At 57.9% G+C, this 20,882-nt stretch carries 20 protein-coding genes; 7 read left to right on the top strand and 13 right to left on the bottom strand.

Going from position 1 to position 20,882, the window contains the following annotated elements; all coding sequences use genetic code 11:
- Both R2A130_RS10110 and R2A130_RS10115 read left to right on the top strand, forming a co-directional pair.
- Positions 1-780, top strand: coding sequence for an ATP-binding cassette domain-containing protein (locus R2A130_RS10110; RefSeq protein WP_009757945.1), 780 nt, complete (start codon positions 1-3; stop codon positions 778-780).
- A gap of 100 nt (positions 781-880) precedes the next feature.
- Positions 881-1,438: a hypothetical protein gene (locus R2A130_RS10115; RefSeq protein ID WP_040305608.1), complete on the top strand. Its 558-nt coding sequence runs from the start codon at positions 881-883 to the stop codon at positions 1,436-1,438.
- Positions 1,439-2,179: 741 nt separating this feature from the next.
- Here the strand turns inward: R2A130_RS10115 and R2A130_RS10120 are convergent.
- The 4 genes from R2A130_RS10120 to R2A130_RS10135 all read right to left on the bottom strand — a co-directional run bounded on the left by R2A130_RS10120 (position 2,180) and on the right by R2A130_RS10135 (position 7,574).
- Positions 2,180-3,124 carry an ABC transporter substrate-binding protein gene (locus R2A130_RS10120; RefSeq protein WP_009757946.1) on the bottom strand — a complete coding sequence of 315 codons (945 nt, stop codon included), beginning with the start codon at positions 3,122-3,124 and terminating at the stop codon, positions 2,180-2,182.
- A 30-nt stretch (positions 3,125-3,154) separates the two neighbouring features.
- Positions 3,155-4,003 carry an ABC transporter permease gene (locus R2A130_RS10125; RefSeq protein WP_009757947.1) on the bottom strand — a complete coding sequence of 283 codons (849 nt, stop codon included), beginning with the start codon at positions 4,001-4,003 and terminating at the stop codon, positions 3,155-3,157.
- 306 nt (positions 4,004-4,309) lie between these two features.
- Positions 4,310-6,151 carry a hypothetical protein gene (locus tag R2A130_RS17585; protein ID WP_009757948.1) on the bottom strand — a complete coding sequence of 614 codons (1,842 nt, stop codon included), beginning with the start codon at positions 6,149-6,151 and terminating at the stop codon, positions 4,310-4,312.
- A gap of 127 nt (positions 6,152-6,278) precedes the next feature.
- Positions 6,279-7,574 carry an adenylosuccinate synthase gene (locus R2A130_RS10135; protein ID WP_009757949.1) on the bottom strand — a complete coding sequence of 432 codons (1,296 nt, stop codon included), beginning with the start codon at positions 7,572-7,574 and terminating at the stop codon, positions 6,279-6,281.
- Between the two features lie 191 nt (positions 7,575-7,765).
- Between R2A130_RS10135 and R2A130_RS10140 the strand changes: the two genes are divergently transcribed.
- Together R2A130_RS10140 and R2A130_RS10145 are read left to right on the top strand one after the other, a co-directional pair.
- Positions 7,766-8,665, top strand: a complete 900-nt coding sequence (locus R2A130_RS10140; RefSeq protein WP_009757950.1) for a DMT family transporter — start codon at positions 7,766-7,768, stop codon at positions 8,663-8,665.
- A gap of 55 nt (positions 8,666-8,720) precedes the next feature.
- A complete protein-coding gene (locus tag R2A130_RS10145; RefSeq protein WP_009757951.1) occupies positions 8,721-9,845 on the top strand; it encodes a carboxylate-amine ligase in 1,125 nt (374 codons plus the stop codon).
- A gap of 247 nt (positions 9,846-10,092) precedes the next feature.
- Here the strand turns inward: R2A130_RS10145 and rpoH are convergent, their stop codons facing one another.
- Entirely contained in the window at positions 10,093-10,995 is a 903-nt protein-coding gene (rpoH, locus tag R2A130_RS10150; RefSeq protein ID WP_009757952.1) for an RNA polymerase sigma factor RpoH, read from the bottom strand.
- Between the two features lie 192 nt (positions 10,996-11,187).
- Entirely contained in the window at positions 11,188-12,705 is a 1,518-nt protein-coding gene (locus R2A130_RS10155; RefSeq protein WP_009757953.1) for a cryptochrome/photolyase family protein, read from the bottom strand.
- A gap of 128 nt (positions 12,706-12,833) precedes the next feature.
- Between R2A130_RS10155 and R2A130_RS10160 the strand changes: the two genes are divergently transcribed.
- Positions 12,834-14,006, top strand: coding sequence for a M20 aminoacylase family protein (locus R2A130_RS10160; RefSeq protein ID WP_009757955.1), 1,173 nt, complete (start codon positions 12,834-12,836; stop codon positions 14,004-14,006).
- On the opposite strand, the gene R2A130_RS10165 is transcribed toward R2A130_RS10160, so the two are convergent.
- The gene (locus tag R2A130_RS10165; protein WP_009757956.1) at positions 14,003-14,359 is read right to left on the bottom strand and encodes a hypothetical protein; all 357 of its coding nucleotides are present in this window, start codon (positions 14,357-14,359) and stop codon (positions 14,003-14,005) included. The two genes, R2A130_RS10160 and R2A130_RS10165, sit on opposite strands and share 4 nt — an antisense overlap.
- Positions 14,360-14,446: 87 nt before the next feature.
- Here R2A130_RS10165 and R2A130_RS10170 point away from each other — a divergent pair, with 87 nt between their 5' ends.
- Positions 14,447-15,442, top strand: coding sequence for an RluA family pseudouridine synthase (locus tag R2A130_RS10170; RefSeq protein WP_040305750.1), 996 nt, complete (start codon positions 14,447-14,449; stop codon positions 15,440-15,442).
- Positions 15,443-15,445: 3 nt separating this feature from the next.
- On the opposite strand, the gene R2A130_RS10175 is transcribed toward R2A130_RS10170, so the two are convergent.
- Both R2A130_RS10175 and R2A130_RS18820 read right to left on the bottom strand, forming a co-directional pair.
- Positions 15,446-16,117, bottom strand: coding sequence for a hypothetical protein (locus tag R2A130_RS10175; RefSeq protein ID WP_009757958.1), 672 nt, complete (start codon positions 16,115-16,117; stop codon positions 15,446-15,448).
- Positions 16,118-16,213: 96 nt separating this feature from the next.
- The gene (locus R2A130_RS18820; RefSeq protein WP_156798474.1) at positions 16,214-16,324 is read right to left on the bottom strand and encodes an ABC transporter; all 111 of its coding nucleotides are present in this window, start codon (positions 16,322-16,324) and stop codon (positions 16,214-16,216) included.
- 233 nt (positions 16,325-16,557) lie between these two features.
- Here R2A130_RS18820 and R2A130_RS10180 point away from each other — a divergent pair, with 233 nt between their 5' ends.
- Positions 16,558-17,061 (top strand): L,D-transpeptidase, encoded by a 504-nt coding sequence (locus R2A130_RS10180; protein WP_009757961.1) that lies wholly within the window; start codon positions 16,558-16,560, stop codon positions 17,059-17,061.
- A 15-nt stretch (positions 17,062-17,076) separates the two neighbouring features.
- Here R2A130_RS10180 and tolB read toward each other — a convergent pair whose 3' ends face one another.
- The 4 genes from tolB to tolQ all read right to left on the bottom strand — a co-directional run bounded on the left by tolB (position 17,077) and on the right by tolQ (position 20,779).
- Positions 17,077-18,342: a Tol-Pal system beta propeller repeat protein TolB gene (gene tolB, locus R2A130_RS10185; RefSeq protein WP_050786138.1), complete on the bottom strand. Its 1,266-nt coding sequence runs from the start codon at positions 18,340-18,342 to the stop codon at positions 17,077-17,079.
- 144 nt (positions 18,343-18,486) lie between these two features.
- Entirely contained in the window at positions 18,487-19,518 is a 1,032-nt protein-coding gene (locus R2A130_RS10190; protein WP_009757963.1) for a hypothetical protein, read from the bottom strand.
- Position 19,519: 1 nt separating this feature from the next.
- Positions 19,520-19,969 carry a protein TolR gene (gene tolR / locus R2A130_RS10195; RefSeq protein ID WP_040305613.1) on the bottom strand — a complete coding sequence of 150 codons (450 nt, stop codon included), beginning with the start codon at positions 19,967-19,969 and terminating at the stop codon, positions 19,520-19,522.
- A 12-nt stretch (positions 19,970-19,981) separates the two neighbouring features.
- Positions 19,982-20,779: a protein TolQ gene (tolQ, locus tag R2A130_RS10200; RefSeq protein WP_009757965.1), complete on the bottom strand. Its 798-nt coding sequence runs from the start codon at positions 20,777-20,779 to the stop codon at positions 19,982-19,984.
- Positions 20,780-20,882: the final 103 nt, after the last annotated feature.

Here is a 20,882-nt window from a genome sequence, read left to right on the forward strand (position 1 = left end):
ATGGAACCGCTTATCCGCCTTGAAGGTATCAAGAAAACCTTCGGCCCTTTCACCGCGCTCAACGGCGTCGACCTTTCGGTCAACAAAGGCGAAGTGCTTGCGCTGCTCGGCGATAACGGCGCGGGCAAATCAACCCTCATCAAGGTCATGTCCGGTGTTCACCAGCCCAACGGCGGCACTATCTATGTCGATGGCAAGGCGCAGAAATTCGAAAGCCCGCGCGATGCGGCGGGCGCCGGTATCGGCACCGTCTATCAGGATCTGGCGCTCAACCCGCTCATTTCGGTGACGCGGAACTTCTTCATGGGCCGCGAGCTTACCCGCGGTTTCGGCCCCTTCGGCCTGCTCCGCATGGACGAGATGGACCGCATCACCCACGATGAAATGATCAAGATCGGCATCGATATTTCCGACCCCAGCCAGGCGGTCGGCACAATGTCGGGCGGTCAGCGGCAAACGCTTGCGATTGCCCGCGCCATCTATTTCGGTGCCCGCGTGTTGATCCTCGACGAGCCGACATCGGCGCTCGGCCAGAAGCAGCAGATGGAAGTGTTGAAGACGATCAAGAAGGTGCGCTCCATGGGCGACATCGCGGTCATCCTCATCACCCACAACGAAATCCACGCCCAACTCGTGGCCGACCGTTTCGTGTTCCTGTCGCTAGGACAGGTCATCGGCGGCGGCATGACGAGCGAGTTGCAGGGACCGGAGATTAGACGCTTGATGTCCGGCGGCGCGGAGATTGCGGACTTGGAGCAGGAGTTGGAAGCGATCGGGTAGCTTCGGACGAAGGCCCCGACTGTCATCCTTTGCGGGCTGGCAGCTCTGCGGACAAAGTGCATACATTTCTTGATTGATGCTGGGTGGAAGGCAGGTGTGAATGAACATTCACAAAGCAGCGGGACTTTGCCTGATTGGGACTGGTTTGTTCGCCGTTACGGGATTCTTGCTGCATCCTCATGAATCAACATCAAGCAATCAAATTGCGTGGTTGATAGGACACAGTCTTATTTTCATCGCTCTCGTTTTGAACCTATTGGGTTTAGCTTGGATACTCGCTGCTGAAAGTGAGCAACTAGGAGTTGGCGGCTGGGTTGGTTTTGCCTTGTCGACTCTCGGGTTGAGCATGTACATTGGGAAGCTCTACTGGTCGGGACTGTTCTATCCGCTCGTCCTCGAGGCTAGTCCCGACTTAATTTCAAGTGTTGGATTAAGTCCCGGCTCCTCGCCAAATGCACTTACAATCAAGTCTGCCTTTTTTGCTGGAGCAATTTCATTCGCTGTAGGGCATTTGATATTGGGTATAACAATGCTGCGTTCACAGAGATTTCAATCAAAACCAGTTTGGTGGTTGATGTCAGGCGCGTTCATGGTTGGGATTTGGCCTTTGATGCCAGATATTGTGCAAATGTTGAGTGTAGGCGTCTCGGCAGTTTAGGCCATCGGAGTGATCTGGTTAGGCTCAACATTGGTCCGACGATGAAGTCGCAATCTCTGCACTAAAGGCTGCCCGGCTATATCGTTTTAGGGTTTATGCAAACCTCGCTTTTGACCGCGTAGCATCTCAAAATTTTATCCCCGCCTTCTCCACTTCTCGTATCCTACCCATTCTTTCGCGCATGAGCCGACGGTCCGGACCGTCCTGATCGTTGCGTGGAGGCGATCCTTCCGTCGCAGGCCGTGTAACGAACGGCATCGGGCGGAGCTCTATGTCGCACCGGCAGGGCTGCCACAACAGCTTCGGGACCGGACGTCGAACGTCAGCAATGGCGGGCCGAAGGCAAGGCCGATGAAGCGCAAGTTTCATGTTCGGGGAGGTGACGGGAATGGTGTTGAGACACATCTGCAGCAGGATCGAGCGGGGCGAAGGTGTCATGCCTTTTCGCCTGAGACTACAGGCTAACGGCAGACTTCTTCGTCCCGCTGGCTCATTTTTTACGGGGTCGCTTTCGTTTGCCAAAGGCAAACGGCGACACCTTGCTCCCCGTTCGGACGCTGGAAGGCGGGTCGATGCTTTGTCATGCGCGGGGAAACGGGCGTGCTCCGCACGGCTTTCTGCTGGGTCCCGGGTCAGGCCCGGGATGACAAGGGAGAAGAAGCGAAAACCCTTGCCCCACCCCCACTGTCATCCCGGCCTTGAGCCGGGACCCAGCAAACACTTCGCGCGAAGTGCGTCCGGCTACTTCAATTCCACCGCATAGCTTTCCAGCGGTGCGATCTCTTTGATCAGTTCCGCATCCTTCATGAACTGCGCGAAGCGGTTGTAGCGGTTTGTGTCCAGCGCGGCGGGGCGCTTGGCGAAGCGGGGCAGGGTGTCCACCCATGCGCGGCGGTTCAACTCGTTATCGAGGTCTGGATATTCCTTCAGGAACTGCGCCAGTGCGTCGTCGGAATGATTGGTGAGGTACAGTGTTGCTTTCTCCACCGCATCCATGAAGGGGCGGAAGCGCGGGTCGTCGGCACGGTCGGATTTCGCGATGAAGATCAACTCGTCATAGACCGGGACCCCGTTCTCTTCGGGGTAGAAGGCAAGACCCGGACGCTTCTCGATATCCAACTGGTTCAATTCGAAATTGCGGAATGCGCCGATCACAGCGTCAACCGCGCCGGTGATGAGCGACGGGGAAAGCGAGAAGTTGATGTTGATGAGTTCGACATCGGAAAGCGAAAGACCTTCCTGCTTCAGCATCGCGGCCAGCAGTGCATCTTCGAAACCTCCGACCGAGAAGCCGACTTTTTTGCCCTTCAGGTCCGCGATGGATTTGATCGGCCCATCCTTCAAAACCACCAAGGCGTTGAGCGGAGTTTCGACGATGGTGCCGATGCGGGTGAGGGGCAGACCTTCTGCCACCTGCACATGCAGCTGCGGCTGGTAGGAAATCGCAATGTCGCCCTGACCGGCAGCGATGAGGCGCGGCGGTGCGGAAGGGTCGGACGGGGCGATCAATTCGACATCGAGACCGGCATCTGCGAAATAGCCCTGTGTCTTGGCAATCACCAACGGCGCGTGGTCGGGGTTCACAAACCAGTCGAGATAGACGGTCAGTTTCTCCGCAGCATGGGCCTGCCATGTTAGGCTCAGGGTGAGGGCAAATGCCGCCAATAGGCGGGTGATAATCTTCATTTCATATTCCTTTTTCAGAAGGTGCAGTGGTTAGAAGGTTTGAGTTCGGGGTGCCCAATGGACCAAGCGGTCCAAGGCAAAATCGACCGCAGCGCGCAGCGCCACGACCATGATCATCAGCAGCACGAGACCGGCGAAAACCGTGTCCGTCTGCATGCGGGCATTGGCTTGGTTGATGACGAAACCGATGCCGCCAGCCGCGCCCACCCATTCGCCAACGACCGCGCCGATGGGTGCAATGGTGGCGGCGACCCGCAAGCCGGAAGCCAACGACGGCATGGCGGCGGGCAGGCGAAAGCGGGTGAGGGTCTGCCAAGGTGAAGCGCCCCACAAGCGGGCAAGATCGATCAAATGGCCCTGTGCGCGGGTGAGCCCATCGTTCAGGGCAGACGCTACGGGGAAGTAAATAATGAGCGTGGCCATGGCGATTTTAGACCCGAGGCCAAGCCCGAACCACAGGATCAACAGCGGCGCGATGGCGAAAACGGGCAGCGCCTGAGAGGCCATGACGACGGGCATGACGAAGCGGCGACCGGCAGGAAATGCGTTCACCGCAAGCGCTGTCGCGATGCCCAGAACCGAACCGAGAATGAGGCCGAGGATGATCTCCGTCAGCGTGATGCCCGCATGCCAGAGCAGATACGGCCCCTGTTCGAAAAGCGTGGTGGCCACGGCAACCGGTCCGGGCAGAATGAACGGTGCGGGCTGAAAGATCGCGACGCCCGCCCACCAGATCGCCACCAACACGGCGATTACCGCAAGTGCACGGCCAGCGCCGAGAGTAGCGTGAGTAAATGCTGACGGCGATGTGGCGGACTTATCCCCGCCGGTAACGCGCAGGTCTATGGTGCCTCGTTCTGAAGAGATGTGGCTATCCACGGCTCTGATCCGACTTCCCTGACGCACACCGCATCTCGCGGTGGATCGGGCAACCGAATACGGGAGTTCTGGCGATGAGAAAATGGATGCGGTTTCGCCGCTTGCACGGACCGGTTTCCCGGCATGTGCTTTTGTCCTGTCCCTTCGCCGGCATGACCCGGATCAGGTTCCCGATCGTTTGAAACGATCAAGGGTCCGGTGTTGCCACCATCTCAGCCAGCCAAATCAAATTTGGCGCGACACCCCTTGGAACTTGTCCCATGTGTGCGGCAGGCAGGAGAGAAAGGCAAGTGGCGGTGTTTGCGGTTAGCCTTGAGCTTCAGCCCACGCGGCGAAAACGTCTTTGAAGACCTTGTCGCCGGGAATGCCTTTTTCCAGCGTGATGAGCGCGCGACGGCCGGTGCGGTACTGCATAGGAATGTCGATCCAGCCGCGCTGCTGGAGCAATGTTTCGTTCTGCGCCACAGCAGCTTCAAGGTTGTTCAATGCGATAAGGAAAATGCCATCGGCAATTTTCGCAGGCACACCAACGAGACCTTCGCCACGGCCCTGTTCGCTATCTTTCAGCACAAAGCGGTTGATCTCTTCGATAGCACCGCCGGAAAAGTCATCGGGCACTGCGAAAATCAGTTCGATCAGATGGCTGGCGGGCAGTGCTTCATCGGCGTTGCGTTTCAGCGTCATGATGAGGACGAGATTTCGATCAGGAACCTCAGCGCGCGCGCGAATTGCCGGTTCTTGTTTGCCGTTCACATCTTCTTGCACAACGCTCCAGATAACGCGGCCCTGATCTAGCGAGTTGTCGGCGGGCGATCCGCCTTCTTCGTACAGGATTGCACTTTGCGAAACTGCGGGCGTTGCAGGGGGCTCTGTAGCAGCAGGAGCTTCCGGTGTGGTTTCGGCGGCCTCTTCGGCAGTCGGTGGCAGAACAGGGTCTGGTCCGGACACTTCGCCGTTTTCGGTCAGCCGTGTTTCGGATTTTACCGGCTCTTCGACAGGTGGAGCTACAGGCTCTGCTTCTGCAACGGGTTCGGGGTCCGGTGCGATTGGAATTGTCTTGACCGGTGTTGGTGTAACCGTATCGCTCAACATTGCATCAAGGCCGGTAACCTCCATCAAGGAGTCCTTGTTCAACCATGCAAGAATGCCGCCGCCGATCAAAACGCCGATCATGAGAAGCCAGATCAAGGCTTTCAGAGCACCACCGCTCTTGCGCTTCGCCGTTGCTGGCCGCAGCCCGGCAGCAGGTGGAATGGTTACCTCTTCTGTGTCGGCATCTGGAAAGTCGATGTTCGCAGCTTCCACCACGGGGGCGATATCTGCTGCAGGGTCGTTTTCGTAAACTGGCGTAAAGTCTGCGGTTGCGTCGTCGTAAGGGTCGACAACAGCTGCAGTGGTGGCGCTGGAAACATCAACTTCTGGCCGTGGCGTTCCCGCAATGGGTGGTGTCTCGGTGGAAGCGGCAGCTGTCTCTTGAGAAGAGAGAAATTCGCTGGCCCAATCATCCAAAGCATCGCGTTCAGCAGGCTGTTGTGGTGCAGGAACCGGCTCGGCAGCTTCAACGATCTCGTTGGGAATATGTGGCGCTTCGGACAGTGTATCGATTTCATCATAAGCTGCGTCGCGTCCCACGGTCGGCAACTCGTCTGCCGGTTCGGGAATGGCGTCCACCTGCTCGTGAAAGGCGGCAGCAACTTCTTCGGGCACCTGGTCGAGCGGGGCGAGAAGCGCTGAATCAGCTTCCTGCGCAGCGTCGAACACTGCTTGTTCGGCTGCTTCTGCTGGCAACGGTGCGAGGGGAACGTCAACCTCAGGCTCCGCAAATGGCGCAGCTATAACAGCGTCTGCAGGTTGAAGCGTTGGCTCTTCGGTTGCGGCATAAACCTGCCCGGCAGCATGTTCTTCGACGATGGGAGCAGCAGGTTCTGCTGCGGCATTTGTTTCGTAGCCGCCTTCAATCGAGGTGATCGCTTCTTCAAGCTTATCCAACTCGCCCTTAAGCGTGGCGTCATCCACGGCGGGAGTGCGTGCCTTCAACTGGCGCTCGATGGTGCTGCGCGCGCGCTCGTACAGCTTCTCGCGCAACTGCGGCTTGGGGTCGGAGAAACCGGAAAGCGTGCGTTGCAGCACTGCGTGATAGTCAGCCATGTAATTCCCTGTCCGTTGCCTGCCCAAGCCAAGGCGTTTTGCAAAGCCTTGCTGCCCGCAGGCAAATCCTGATTGCCCGCGATTGTCTCAATACATCCACGGGCTTCAAGAGAGTGTTAACCTCACGTTAGTCCTCAAAAGGGTCCGCAACAAGGATGGTGTCGTCACGTTCCGGGCTTGTCGACAACATCGCGACCGGTGCACCGATCAATTCTTCCACGCGGCGCACGTATTTGATGGCTTGTGCGGGCAAATCCGCCCAGCTGCGCGCGCCGACGGTCGGTTCGTGCCAGCCCTCTAGGGTTTCATAAACGGGTACGACGCGGGCCTGCGCACCTTGGGCGGCGGGCAGGTGGTCCATCGGTTCACCGTCCAGCGTGTAGCCGGTGCAGATTTTGATTTCGTCCATGCCGTCGAGAACGTCGAGCTTGGTAAGCGCGATGCCGGTGATGCCGTTGACTGAAACCGACTGGCGAACCAGCGCCGCATCGAACCAGCCGCAACGGCGTTTGCGGCCTGTAACGGTGCCGAATTCGTGGCCTTTCTCGCCAAGGAACTGCCCGATCTCGTTTTCCTGCTCGGTCGGGAAGGGACCTTCGCCAACGCGGGTCGTGTAGGCCTTGGTAATGCCGAGCACAAAGTTGAGCGAACCGGGACCGAGACCGGAACCGGCGGATGCCTGACCAGCTACGGTGTTGGACGAGGTGACGAAAGGATAGGTGCCGTGGTCGATGTCCAACAGCGTGCCCTGCGCGCCTTCGAACAAAATGCGCTTGCCGGCGCGGCGTTTGTCATCAAGCAATTTCCATACGGTCTCGCGGAAGGGCAGAATATCGTCACGCACCGCCATCAACTCGTCGAAAATGGTGTCGACAGAAATTTCTGCTTCACCCAAGCCTTTGCGAAGCGCGTTGTGGTGGGTGAGCACGCGCTCGATCTTGCCGCGCAATGTGTCGGTGTTCACGAGGTCCATCACGCGGATAGCGCGGCGGCCGACTTTGTCTTCATAGGCCGGGCCGATGCCGCGGCGGGTGGTGCCGATCTTGGTGCCGGTGGAAGCTGCGTCTTCACGAAGGCCGTCCAACTCGCGGTGCAGCGACAGGATCAGCGTGGCGTTGTCGGCGATACGCAGATTGTCCGGTGTGATCGGCACACCTTGTTCGGCCAGACGACCGATTTCTGCCACCAGCGCGTGAGGGTCGATGACGACACCGTTGCCGATGACGCCCATCTTGCCCTTGCGGACAACGCCGGACGGCAGCAGCGACAGCTTGTACGACACGCCGTCGATAACCAGCGTGTGGCCCGCATTGTGGCCACCCTGAAACCGCACCACCAGATCGGCACGTTCCGACAGCCAATCGACGATCTTGCCCTTGCCTTCATCGCCCCACTGGGAGCCGACCACCACAACATTTGCCACGAGTAATCCACCTAGAAACGTGCAGCGATACGCTGCGAGATTTTCGCTTCACGATGTGCGGAAATGGCGGCGCAGGGTCAAGGGGTGTGGCACTGCATCCACGGCGGAACGGCCCAATCAATCCTCCCGCTATGAGTATGCGCTAGGCTCTGCCATAAGCCGATTCCAACATCGAAACCTTCGAGCAATCCGTGACCGCTCTTTTCAGATCGCCCTATATGTGGCTCGCGCTTACCACGCTCATCTGGGGCGGCAACGCGGTGGCGGGCAAATTTGCGGTGGGCCACATCTCGCCCATGGTGCTGACGCTTATGCGCTGGGGCATTGCGCTGGCGATCATCGGATTCATCGCAAAAGACCGTGTGCGGGAAGACTGGCCGACCATCAAGGCCAACTGGTTTTATCTGCTGGCAATGGGCGGCATCGGCTACACGCTTTTCAATTTTGCGCTCTACAGTGCGTTGCAAACTATCTCCGCCATTAACGTGACGTTGTACCAATCTGCCATGCCGGTGGTGATTTTCGTGGTGAACCTCATCCTCTACCGCATCGGCATCCGCTGGTTGCAGGTGGTGGGCTATCTGCTCACGCTGGTGGGGGTTGCCGTGACTGTGACAGGTGGCGATCCGATGGCGCTGTTTTCCGGCGAAGGCGCCGGTTGGGCGGCGGGCGATCTGTTCATGCTCATCGCTGCACTCGCCTATGGCGGCTACTCCGCCGTGCTGCGTTCCAAGCCGAAAATGCACTGGCAGAGTTTTCTCACCGCACTCGTCGCAGCGGCTCTGCTGTTTGCCATGGTGGGCGCTGCCATCGAACACTCCCAAGGCGCAGCACTATGGCCGGTGACGCTGCAAGGATGGCTCGTCGCTTTTTACGCGGGCATCTTCCCGTCACTGGTGAGCCAGGGTCTTTTCATCAAAGGCGTCGAAGCTCTCGGCGCAAACCTAGCCGGATTGTTCATCAACATGGTGCCGGTTTGGGGCGCGATCTTGTCCGTGCTGCTGCTGGGCGAGGGGTTGTATTTGTACCATGCCGTCGCGTTTGCGCTGGTGGTGACGGGGATAACAATCGCTCAGCGCAAGGCTGCGTAATCAGGAGGGAGATAGCCCGCTCGACGGATGCAACCACATCACCTAGGCTTTCACGATGAGTGATGAAAATGAACCCGTTTTCTCTTATGGCATCGAGGAAGAATATCTCCTCGTCGATGTAGAAACCCGCGACCTCGTGCGCGAAGTTCCCGACGCATTGCTTACAGCGTGTGGCGAACAGCTAGGCGAGGGGGTGACGCGGGAATATCTGCGCTGTCAGGTGGAGATTGGAACCAAGGTTTGCACGACGCCGCAACAGGCGCGGGACGACTTGACCCGATGCCGCAGGGCGGTGGTGGATACGGCCCGGGACCACGGCATGGCACCCATCGCTGCATCCATCCATCCGTTCGCCAACTGGCGCGACCAGGCACGCACTGACCGCGAGCGCTATCGCGAGTTGGAGCAGGAACACCGCTCGGTCGCCGAACGCATGTTGATCTGCGGCATGCATGTTCACATCGGTATCGATGACCCAGAACACCGCATCGATACGATGAACCAACTGTCCTATTTTCTGCCGCACCTGCTTGCGCTGACCACGTCATCCCCGTTCTGGGAGGGGCATGATACCGGGTTGGCATCCCACCGGCTCACAGTCTTCGACGCCATGCCGCGCACCGGCCTGCCGCCGCAATTCGATTCATGGGCGGCCTATCGCAATTCTGTCGATGCGCTTGTGGAAGCGGGGGTTTTGGACGATGCAACCAAGATCTGGTGGGACATGCGCCCGTCGGACAAATACCCCACCATCGAAATCCGTATTTGCGATGTGTGCCCCAAGGTCGATGATGCGCTTGCCGTTGCCAGCCTCATCCGCTGTCTTGCGCGCATGATTCACCGCCTGCGCCAGCACAACCAGCGTTGGCGGCAATACGACCGCTTTCTTGTCGACGAAAACCGTTGGCGCGCCCAGCGTTACGGCGTGGGCAACGGGTTGATGGATATCGGTATCCGCAAGCTCGTGCCGTTCGCCGATCTGGTGGACGAGATGATCGAACTGGTGGCGGAAGATGCTGCGTTCTTTGGATGCAAGAGTGAAATCGGGCATTTGCGAAACATCGTGCAAGGCGGCACGTCGGCTGATCGGCAGCGGGCTACGTTTGAGAATTCGCAGGGTGGTGATGAAGGACTTCGTGCTGTGGTTGATGCGCTGGTTGATGAGACGCGGACTTTGTAAAAATTCGACACGAACGACACTCCATTGTCATCCCCGCGAAGGCGGGGACCCACTTCTAAGCAGGCTCCATATTTTCCATTGAGAATGACGCCTTCGAGATTTCTCCCCATCCTCCAGGCGCGTGTCATCATCGAAATGGGTCCCCGCCTTCGTGGGGATGACAGTCGGGGTGGATGGAAATGAAACGCACAAACGAAAAAAGCCGAAGCGTTTCCGCTCCGGCCTCTTTTAAGTCTCGTCACATCGTTCAGTGCGCGGTGAGCTGCGGTGCAGGTTTTGCCAACTCTTTATTGGCCGTCACCATCGCCTTCTGCACCTTTTCAAAAGCGCGCACTTCGATCTGGCGCACGCGCTCGCGGGAGATGTCGAACTCGCCGGACAGAACTTCCAGCGTCAACGGGTCTTCTTCAAGGCGACGCGCCATGAAGATGCGTTTTTCGCGGTCGTTCAACACGTCCATTGCTTCGGCCAGCATGTCGCGGCGTACATCCAGCTCGTCCTGCTTGATGAGCATCTGCTCCTGGCTTTCACTGTCGTCCACCAGCCAGTCCTGCCACTGCCCGCTCTCACCTTCAGCCGCCTTGATCGGGGCATTGAGCGAGGCGTCGCCGGACAGGCGCTGGTTCATGGAGCGCACTTCATCGTGGGACACACCCAGGGTCGATGCGATCTTCTCAACATTTTCCTGCTTCAGCTCGCCTTCTTCCAGTGCCTTCAGCTTACCTTTCAGCTTGCGAAGGTTGAAGAAAAGCCGCTTCTGGTTGGCCGTGGTGCCCATTTTCACAAGCGACCATGAGCGCAGAACGTATTCCTGAATGGAGGCTTTGATCCACCACATGGCGTAGGTCGCCAGACGGAAGCCCTTTTCGGGGTCGAACTTCTTCACCGCCTGCATGAGGCCGACATTGCCTTCCGAAATAACCTCGGAAACCGGTAGGCCATAGCCGCGATAGCCCATGGCGATTTTGGCGACCAAACGCAGATGGCTCGTCACCATCTTATGGGCGGCTTCGGTATCATCATGTTCGGAATAACGCTTGCCCAGCATGTATTCTTCATCGGGCTTCAGCATCGGGAATTTGCGGATTTCTTCCATGTAACGCTGCAAGCCATTACCGGACGCGGAAATCGAAGGGAGTGTATTAGCCATCTGAGTTTCTCCTCACCTGTTGCAACCCCGCTAGACGCGGCAGCTGCCGGGGATATCCACCTAACCGGTGGGCTCTCCCTTAGTTCCCATATAGGTATTCAAAACAGGAATTCATCGTTTAATTACGATTAACGATGATAAATCGAATATCCCATTGAAATTGATAGAATTTTACGATGCGATTTTTCTTCGTTACGCCGCTTCCCCCGTCATTTTTCGCAAAAACGCCGCAGCTTTATCCCTATGAGCCTGCATCTTTGTGTCATCCATGCGGCGGGCTGTGGCGACCATCATGGACCATCGCGGGTTCTTGGCGAGCTCGTCGGCGTGCATGTCGATCCACCGCCAGTAGAGTGCATCCCATGTCTCGGCCCATTCACCGCCGTCTTCTTTGCCGGTCCAGTCGGACATTTTCTTCACGTAATTGGAGCCTGAGAAGTAGGGTTTCGTGGTGATGTTCCCGCCGCCCGCGTTCTGGCTCATGGCATAGGCGTTGGGCACCATGACCCAGTCATAAGCGTCGATGAACATTTCCATGAACCAGCGATAGATGTCGTCAGGGTCGAATTCGCACAGGAACATGAAGCCGCCGAGCACCATCAACCGCTCGATGTGGTGGGCATAAGCGGTATCGTTGATGCGGTGGATTGCATCATCGATGGGGCCGATGCCGGTGGTGCCATCGTAGAAAGAGTGCGGAATTTTGCGGGTGTGCTTCCAGTGGTTCGTCGTCCGCATTTCGACGCCGAGATCGGCATAGGTGGCGGCCATGAATTCCCGCCAGCCGATGATTTGGCGGATGAAGCCTTCCAGCGAGTTGATCGGCACATCGTGCTTGTCGGCAAAGGCCAGCGTCTCGTTGACGATCTGGCGCGGTGTCAGCAGGCCGACGTTCAACATTGGCGTCAGCACCCCGTGCCAAAGCCAGCTTTCACCCTTCACGATGGCATCTTCATAAGGGCCGAAAAGGTGGAAGCGTTGTTCGAGGAAAGTGTTCAACCATTCGGCAGCGCCCTCATGGTCGATAGGGAACCACAATGTCTCCGCGGACCCGTAATTGCCGCTAAAATGCTTTTCCACCCATTGCCGCGCATCCTGTTCGTATGGCGTGGCGTTGCGCGGGTGGAGTTGCGGGATTTCCGCCATCTTCGCCTTCGGCACTTTCTTGCGGTTGTCGTCGTCGAAGCTCCATTGGCCGCCCTGTGGGTTGTCACCATCCATAAGAATATCGAGGCGCTTGCGCTGGAACTTGTAGAAATCCGCCATGAACCAGCGCTTCTTGCCCTCACGATATTCGCGGTTCAGTTGCGGCGTGTTGATGAAGGCGGGCGTGTCGAGTTCTTCGTGCTCGATTTCTGCGTCGGACAATGCGGTGTGAAGGCGTTTTTCCAACGTAAAGTCGTGCGGGTGCGCGAAGATAATGCGGTCGATCCCCTCTTCCTTCAAACGGCGAACGGTTTTTGCCAGCAGCGATGTGTCATGTTCGTAGTCCGCCCGCTCGACGGTATGACCGTCACTCTCCAGCCGCTTCGCATAGGCGGAAATCGTGGCGCGGTGATACGACAGCCGCATCTTGTGAAATTTGGCAGGGTATTGCGGATCGCAGAAAAACAACGGTTCTTCGACAATGACCACACGGTCCAACGTCTCTTCAAAACCGGGATGCTCGGCAAAAAGCTGGTGCGGGAAAATCAGCAGGGCAGTGGTCATGGCAGTCTCCGAATGCAGAAGGTGCTGTCTGCGGCTTTGTTGCTTGTCGCACCAGCCCGCGAACGGTCGCATCACCGCCGCGTTTGCAGTATCGTGTTGGCAACATCTGCCACAGTGAGCCCGTTCCCATGCCCGTGAATAATCGTATCAGCGCCTTTCATAATGAGATCACCGAGTGGAGACAGACCATCCATCAACACCCCGGTCTGCTTTACGACGTGGAGGAAACCGCTGCACTCGTGGCATCGAAGCTGCGCGAATTTGGCGTCGATGAGGTTGTCGAAGGTATCGGTCGCACCGGCGTCGTCGCCGTTATCAAAGGGCGACAGAACGGTTCCGGCCGCACTATTGGCATGCGCGCAGACATGGATGCGCTGCCGATTCACGAGAAAAACGACGGCCCGTATAAATCGAAATATGATGGCAAGATGCACGCCTGCGGCCACGACGGTCACACGGCGATGCTGCTGGGCGCTGCAAAATATCTGGCAGAGACCCGCAACTTCGACGGCACTGCGGTGGTTATTTTCCAGCCGGCAGAAGAGGGCGGGGCAGGCGGCAAGGCCATGGTGGACGACGGTATGATGGAGCGGTTCGGCGTGGACGAGGTCTATGGTCTGCACAATTTGCCAGGCCTGCCGGTGGGTGAATTTGCCATCAATGATGGTGCGATGATGGCCGGTACGGACGAATTCACCATCACGCTGGAAGGCGCAGGCGCACACGCAGCCATGCCTCATATGGGCCGCGACCCCATCATGGTGGCCAGCCAGATGGTGCAGGCGTTGCAGTCCATCGTTTCGCGCAATGTCGATCCGCTGTCGTCTGCCGTGCTGACGGTGACGGCCATTCACGCCGGTAAAGCCTACAATGTGATTCCGCAGGACGCGAAGTTCTGGGGCACCGTCCGTACGTTGAACGATGAAGTGCGCGAACAGGTGTTTGCCCGCATGAAGACCTTGCTGGAGGGCATCGCAGCCGCGCACGAAATGACCGTGAAGATCGAGATCAACGCTGGCTATCCCGTCACCGTGAACCACACCGAGCAAGCCAGATTCGCCGCAGACGTTGCCCGCGACGTCGTGGGCATGGAACGCGTCGATGCGGACCGGTTGCCGGTTATGGGCGGCGAGGATTTCTCCTACATGCTGCTCGAACGTCCCGGCGCTTTCATCTTCATGGGCAATGGCGACTCAGCAGGCCTGCACCACGAGGAATACGACTTCAACGACGACGCTATTCCCGTGGGAGCGAGCTATTGGGCGAAGCTGGTGGAAAAGGCGATGCCTGCGGCGGCTTAGTCAGCGCTTTCCAGCCGCCACCTCGCAATGACGGTGCCGTTGGCATCGTGCCGCTGGATGATTGTCGTGCCGTCCGCGAGTTTCAACGTCACCAGCAAGCCGTTACCAGCGGGCGCTGTGCCAAGCCACTGCGAACCCTGCGGCACAGCAATCGTCCGAGCTTCATCCGGTGCGATTGCAATCGCCACGTCGCTGGCTGAATTGATCTTATAGACAATCGCGCCAAACACCGCGAGAAAGCCCAGCAACATGATGCCGCCCGACACCATCAACAGGCGCACGAGTTTCTGGCGGATTATTTCGACCTTCGGGTCCAGTGGTTCGTCGTCTTTATTATCGTGGTGGTCGGACATCGCGGCATTTCCAAAAAGGGTATTCACATGAGTGAGGCGTCTGATAGCCGTCCCGAACCGCAGACGGAAGCGGCAAGCGAAGGCGTGATGGAAGTTCTCATCGTGTCTCACGTCGATGATGGCAAGCGCGTGGACAAATTCATCTCGGCAAACGCGCCGGATGATCTGTCTCGCGCCCGTGTGCAGGCACTTGTTCGACAGGGCAATGTGACGATCAATGGCGAACTGCCGCGCGGCACCAGCACGAAAATTTCTAACGGTGATGTGGTGCGTTTCCTCATGCCGCCGCCGGAAGACGCGATACCCCAGCCGGAAAATATCCCGCTCGATATTCTGCACGAGGACGACGATCTCATCGTGCTCATCAAGCCTGCCGGCATGGTTGTGCACCCGGCACCTGGCAACTGGTCCGGTACGCTGGTCAACGCGCTGCTGCACCATTGCGATGGCAACCTGTCCGGCATCGGTGGCGTGAAGCGCCCCGGCATCGTGCATCGCTTGGACAAGGATACATCCGGCGTCATGGTGGTGGCCAAAAGCTACCGCGCACACATCGATCTGCAGGAACAGTTCGCCGACCATGGCCGCACAGGCCCGCTGGAACGCGCTTATTGGGCGCTGGCATGGGGCGCACCGCCTCGCATGAAGGGCAAGGTGGACACGCTGATCGGCCGCCATCCCACCCGCCGCGTGCAACGTGCCGTGGTGGAAGAGGGCGCGCCGGACGCCAAGCACGCGATCACCCATTACGAGGTGGTGAAGCGCTTCGAAGATGCCGAACGGTCCGGCGAGGCGATGGCGTCATTGATCGAATGTAAGCTGGAAACGGGCCGCACCCACCAGATCCGCGTTCATCTCACCCATCTGGGAAATCCGCTTCTGGGCGATCCTGAATATGGCCGCGCCTATGCCAACCGTATCGTTCGGTTGCCCCACAAGGCGCAGTCACTGTTTGCAGAATTCAACCGGCAGGCCTTACACGCACGCACGCTGGGCTTCCGCCATCCGGCCACCGGCGAAACGATGCGTTTCACCGCAGAACCAACGTCGGACATGCAGGCATTGATCGACTCTATCGGTTAGACGTTACGAGTTGGGGCGGCTTGGTTCGTTAATGCGTTTCAGCTTGCGAACAAAACTCTCCGGCAAGTGCCGTGTAAGCGGAGTTTTGAGGCCCATATCTTCAGCAACGCGACGCAGATAGGTGACGCAGGAGTTCAGCGGGCCGTTCCAGTAATGGGTGCCAGCTTTGCGAACCTTCATAATGCGAACGAGTTTCTTGAACTCGATGTGGGTCAAGTTAATGCGGTAGCGGGCCAGAACATAGGCCTCTTCGTCATCGCCATCGCTCGGGCCGGTGGTGCCGAAGACCGGAACGAAATGGCCCGCACTGTAAACGGCAGTCACGTCGGATGCAGGCGCGAGGCCTGAAATCTCGATAGCGCCAGGTTTCAGATCGCCATTTTTGAGGCGTGGCACACCACCGCGCGAATCGAGTTTGCCGAAGGCCACCGATGCGTGGCCGTAGCTCAAAGCATTTCGAGCGCGGAATTCTATGAAATGTGTTTTACCATCGGAGAGCGCAGGGCGCTGCAATCCATTGGGGAACACCGGATCCGCCGTTCCATAAACGCCGCCGAAGCCAGCGGTATAGACCGACGAAAATTTGCTTTTCGACGCGTAGGGTGAGGTCTTTTGGCACCCTGCTGCAACCAGCGGAAGGATGATGACCAGAGCTAAAAGTCTAATAAAAGCCACGGCTTGAACCCTAGACGAAAAAAAGCCGCGAACGGCTCTTGGAACATAGATAGTGAAATGAGCGACGGGATGTAGCCACCCCGTCGCTCAGAAGCTTTAGCCGGAAACTGTAACCGGTGCTTTGCCTTTGCCTTTGCCGATGCCTTCGCAAGCGGTGAGGCCGAAAAGGGCAAGGCATGCCAGAGAAGCGATGAAAATCTTTTTCATGGGGGGATCCTGATGGTTGGGTGTTTTTGGGGTTGCCGGCGTTCTGCAAGCCGACAACATCTGAGTAGTTTAGGACGTCAGCAGTTAAGAAATATGTTCAACAGGGCCTTAAGTTTTTATTTGATGGCAGCGTTGCAAAACCGCACCATTAACCTCTCAGCGAAAATTGATACGCAACCCGTTGCAGGTTTGATAAGTTGCGGTTTCGATATTCGAAGAGACCGGAGCATCTTATGCGCCTTCTGAAAATTGCTACTGCTGCCATCTTTGCTACAGCAGCATTTGCTGTTGCTACACCAGCCTCGGCCCGTTCTGTCGTTGCTGCTGATGTACCTCGCGGCACAATCCTCGTGGATACCAGCCAGCGCCGTCTCTATCTCGGCCTCGGTCGTGGGCAAGCGCTGTCCTATACGGTGGCTGTTGGTCGTGCTGGTAAGCAGTGGACGGGAACCACCCGTATTCGCTCAAAACGCTGGAAACCGGCATGGTCCCCGACGGCAGAGATTATCCGCGAGAACCCCGGTATTCAGCGCGTAATCCCGTCAATGGCAGCCAACAACCCTATGGGCGTTGCAGCGCTTGTGTTGGGTAAGAAGCAATATGCCATCCATGGCACGAACCGCCCGTCGAAGATCGGCAAGGCCGTTTCATACGGGTGCATTCGGATGCGGAACGCGGATATCGCCGACCTTTATAAGCGTGTTGGCTGGGGCACCCGCGTTATCGTTCAGCGCTAGGCGCGCGGTGCAACTCTAGTCGAGAAGCGGGCTCCACGCAGGGTCGCTGGCGAATGTCTTGGTAGGCACCTGCTGCTCGTTTCGTCCGGTTAGATCGATGCTGTAAAGCTTCGGTCCACCACCCGCGCCGGGTGTTTCGCGGAAGAACATCAGCAGGCGACCGTTGGGGGCCCATGTGGGGCCTTCATTGTGATAGCCTTCGGTCAAGATGCGCTCACCCTTACCGTCCGGACGCATGACCCCGATAAGGAAGTTACCGCCAGACCGTTTGGTAAACGCGATCAAATCTCCGCGCGGCGACCAGACCGGCGTCGAATAACTGCCCGTGCCAAACGAAATACGCGTTGGCGACGATCCATCAGCACCCATGACGTAAAGCTGCTGGCGGCCACCACGGTCACTTTCAAACACGATACGACGACCGTCTGGCGAGAAGGATGGTGATGTGTCGATGGCCGGTGTGTTGGTCAGCCGTGTGGTGCTGCGCGAGCGCAAGTCCATCGAATAGATATTGGCATTACCATCCTGCTGCAGGCTCATGACGATGCGTTGACCGTCCGGCGAAAAGCGCGGTGAAAACGTCATGGAGGGGAAGTTCCCCACCACTTCGCGCTGGCCGGTTTCAATCTGTAAAAGATAAACCCGTGGCTCGCCACCAGCGAAAGACATGTAGGTGATTTCCTGACGCGATGGCGAAAAGCGCGGCGTCAAAACAAGGTCGGAACCGTTGGTCAGCATGCGGTTGTTGAAACCATCCTGATCCATGATCGCGAGTTGCTTCACACGTTTGTTCTTCGGCCCACTCTCGGCAACGTAAACGACACGGGTATCGAAATAGCCCTTCTCACCGGTAAGCGCTTTGTAGATGGCATCGGCAATGATGTGGCCAACACGGCGCGCGTTTTGCGGGTTAGTGGAATATTGCGACCCCACCAACTGCTCGCCGCCATAGGTGTCCCACAGGCGAAATTCTGTGCGAAAACGTCCGCCACCTTCGGAGACTACACGACCGGTCACGAGCGCTTGCGCCTTGATGGCGGTCCAGCTCTGAAAGTTCGGCTGTGCGTTGGTGTCGCTTATGTTCTCAATGAACGCTGCCGGATCTATCGGAGCAAACAGGCCCGACCGCTTAAGGTCAGAGGTTACTACTCCCGCGATTTCAGCGCCCAACCCGCCTTCTCCAAGAAAAGATGTGATGGCAATGGGCAGCGGTTCGACATTACCGCGCGTGACATCAATCTCCACACGCGCCTGCGCTGTGAAGGTCGCCATGACGATCATTGCGAACGCCGAGATCAATGCTGCGGTCAAGCGGGTGAGTGAGGTGCGGGGCATGGCAGAAATCATCATTTTTGAATTCGCGGTTCAGGCTGGAGCGCGGAAGGCGCTGGAATTTCGGTTCAGGTGCTTGGCAGCAGCTTGCGGCTACAACATGTCGGCAAGGGAGAAATTCACGGTGAACTCTTTCCAAGTGTCATATTTATCGGCGGGCAGATTGTAGGGCGCGCAGGACTCAATTGCAGAACGAACAGCGACGGCGAGAATGGCGCGTGTCGGACCATCCGTGCCGGAGGTCTTGGGTCGAACCCGACCATCAATAGTCCCGTCACGGTTCAGCTTGAAGTCCACGGTAGCACGCATCTTAGCAGCATCAGGGTGTCCGGAAAGAGCTGCAACATTCCAGCAACCGCTCAAGCGACCGCGCACGGCATCAATGGTGCTCTGCGAGAGTTTCCCGGATGTCGCACCTTTTTTGGTGCCCAAGCCCGCTTTTTCTTTGGTCGATGCCTTTGCACCACCGCCTGATGTCTCAGCCTTGTTCACCGTCGCCTTTTTAGTTGCATCAGTTTCCTTGGCAGGTGCGGCTTCAGGTGCTGGCCGCGTTGGACGCGCTTTCGGCGCTGCTACCTGATCAGGCAATTTCAGCACGTCAGGGTCGGCCTGCGTTTCGGTCGGTTCTGCGACCGGCTGGTTCTCTTTCAGCAACATTGCGATGTCTGTTTTCGGTTCCGGCTTAGGCGGCTCCGGTTCAGCCTCGGCGGCCTTAGGCTCCGGTGGGGCGGGTTCCGGCGGCTTGGGTTCGGGTTTCGCCTTAGGCGGCTCGGGCTCTTTTACCGGCTCCGGTTTTGGCGTCGGCGTGGGTGCTTCAGTTTTTTCTACCGGCGGCGCAGGCGCTTCTTTTTCTGCCTGAACTTCGGTGTCCTTGGCCGCATCGCCTACGGTGCGCGCAGCGGGCAGGCTTACCTGACGCTGCGTTTCCTTTGGAGCAGGCGGATTCTCGTTCGTTGCCTTGCGGTCGCCCTTCACATTGCGCGTGAACTCCGAGATGGAAACAAGCTCGATGGGCAGCGCTTCAACCTCAAGCGCAGGCAGCGGTTTTGGCGCGCCGATGGAAACCATGGCGAAACCCAAAATGGCCGCATGCGCTACCGAGGATAGGACGACACCGGTTTTCATATCAGTTGGACTGCTCCTGCAGGGTCACGAGGCCGATTTTCTTGTATCCGGCAGCATTCAGCGCACCCATAATGCGCATGACAGTGCCGTAATCCGTGGCCCTGTCGCCGCGTACATAAAGACGCTCTTCATAACCGTTCTTGGCGATAGCCGTCAGCTTTGGCACAATTTCGGCGGGGTCGATTTCGGTTTCCTGCAAAAACACCTTGCCGTCTTCACGGACAGAAATCGTGATCGGCTGGGTTTCGGAGTTCAGCTGTTTGGCCTGACTTTCCGGCAGATCGATGGGCACACCCACCGTCAACAACGGCGCCGCCACCATAAAGATGATGAGCAGCACCAGCATCACGTCCACGAAGGGCGTGACGTTGATCTCGCTCATCGGCGCGTGGCGACGCGAGCGTCTGCGACGACCGCCCGACACTCCACTATTTCCTACGGACATGCCCATTAAACAGACTCCTTAAGCCGCAGACTTCTCATCAACCTGTCGCGATAATATGGCGGAGAATTCGTCGGCGAAGCCTTCCATGCGGTTGCCTATCTTGCCCGCATCAGCCGAAAGCTTGTTGTAGGCGATAACGGCAGGAATGGCGGCCAGCAGGCCGAGTGCGGTGGCCAGCAGCGCTTCCGCGATGCCCGGTGCGACGACGGCGAGATTGGTAGATTTCGATCCTGCAATCGCCTGAAACGATGTCATGATGCCCACCACAGTGCCAAACAGACCCACGAATGGTGCGGCTGAACCCAGTGTTGCAAGGAACAGAAGTCGCTTCTCCAGCGTCTCCATTTCCTTCGACATGGCGACATCAAGTTGTTTGTCGATGCGTGTTTGCAATCCGATTGGAGAGCGCGCGTTGCGCTCGAATGAGCGTTTCCATTCGCCCATGGCGGCCACGAAAAGTGCGGCCATCCCCGTCTGCTGCTGCATGGAAAGTGTTTGATAAAGTTGTTCCAACGACTGACCTGACCAGAACACCTGCTCGAATTGATCGATCTGGCGTTTCACCCGTCCGAACAACAACATCTTGTCCACGATGATCGCCCAGCACCAGATGGATGCAACGATCAGCCCGATCATGACGATTTTCACCACCAGGCCCGCTTCGAGGAACAGCCCGATCAGGGACGTGTCCACCGTGGGCGCGGCAAGCCCTTCGCGGGTAACCTCCTGCGCAAAGGCTGGCGCGAAAGATGCGGCTGCAAGAATGGTGAGAAGCACTGCGGCGAGGGCCGTCAGGCGCGGGGAAATGGCGCTCATGAAGTCTTATCCGAAACGTTTGGGCGTGACCGGTGCCATTGCAGGCGGGGCGTGTCGTCTTTCCGGTATGGCGTTAAATAGGGTGGAAACATGACCGTCACCG

The organism is Ahrensia sp. R2A130 (genome assembly GCF_000179775.1).
Lineage (GTDB): Bacteria > Pseudomonadota > Alphaproteobacteria > Rhizobiales > Rhizobiaceae > Pseudahrensia.

Coding starts and splice junctions, on each gene's coding strand:
- R2A130_RS10120 (WP_009757946.1), bottom strand. CDS start 3,124: ATGAAGATTATCACCCGCCTATTGGCGGCATTTGCCCTCACCCTGAGC.
- R2A130_RS10160 (WP_009757955.1), top strand. CDS start 12,834: ATGCCCGTGAATAATCGTATCAGCGCCTTTCATAATGAGATCACCGAG.
- R2A130_RS10180 (WP_009757961.1), top strand. CDS start 16,558: ATGCGCCTTCTGAAAATTGCTACTGCTGCCATCTTTGCTACAGCAGCA.
- tolB (WP_050786138.1), bottom strand. CDS start 18,342: ATGATCGTCATGGCGACCTTCACAGCGCAGGCGCGTGTGGAGATTGAT.
- R2A130_RS10165 (WP_009757956.1), bottom strand. CDS start 14,359: ATGTCCGACCACCACGATAATAAAGACGACGAACCACTGGACCCGAAG.
- R2A130_RS17585 (WP_009757948.1), bottom strand. CDS start 6,151: ATGGCTGACTATCACGCAGTGCTGCAACGCACGCTTTCCGGTTTCTCC.
- R2A130_RS10190 (WP_009757963.1), bottom strand. CDS start 19,518: ATGAAAACCGGTGTCGTCCTATCCTCGGTAGCGCATGCGGCCATTTTG.
- R2A130_RS10115 (WP_040305608.1), top strand. CDS start 881: ATGAACATTCACAAAGCAGCGGGACTTTGCCTGATTGGGACTGGTTTG.
- tolR (WP_040305613.1), bottom strand. CDS start 19,969: ATGGGCATGTCCGTAGGAAATAGTGGAGTGTCGGGCGGTCGTCGCAGA.
- rpoH (WP_009757952.1), bottom strand. CDS start 10,995: ATGGCTAATACACTCCCTTCGATTTCCGCGTCCGGTAATGGCTTGCAG.
- R2A130_RS10110 (WP_009757945.1), top strand. CDS start 1: ATGGAACCGCTTATCCGCCTTGAAGGTATCAAGAAAACCTTCGGCCCT.
- R2A130_RS18820 (WP_156798474.1), bottom strand. CDS start 16,324: ATGAAAAAGATTTTCATCGCTTCTCTGGCATGCCTTGCCCTTTTCGGC.
- R2A130_RS10155 (WP_009757953.1), bottom strand. CDS start 12,705: ATGACCACTGCCCTGCTGATTTTCCCGCACCAGCTTTTTGCCGAGCAT.
- R2A130_RS10170 (WP_040305750.1), top strand. CDS start 14,447: ATGGAAGTTCTCATCGTGTCTCACGTCGATGATGGCAAGCGCGTGGAC.
- R2A130_RS10145 (WP_009757951.1), top strand. CDS start 8,721: ATGAGTGATGAAAATGAACCCGTTTTCTCTTATGGCATCGAGGAAGAA.
- tolQ (WP_009757965.1), bottom strand. CDS start 20,779: ATGAGCGCCATTTCCCCGCGCCTGACGGCCCTCGCCGCAGTGCTTCTC.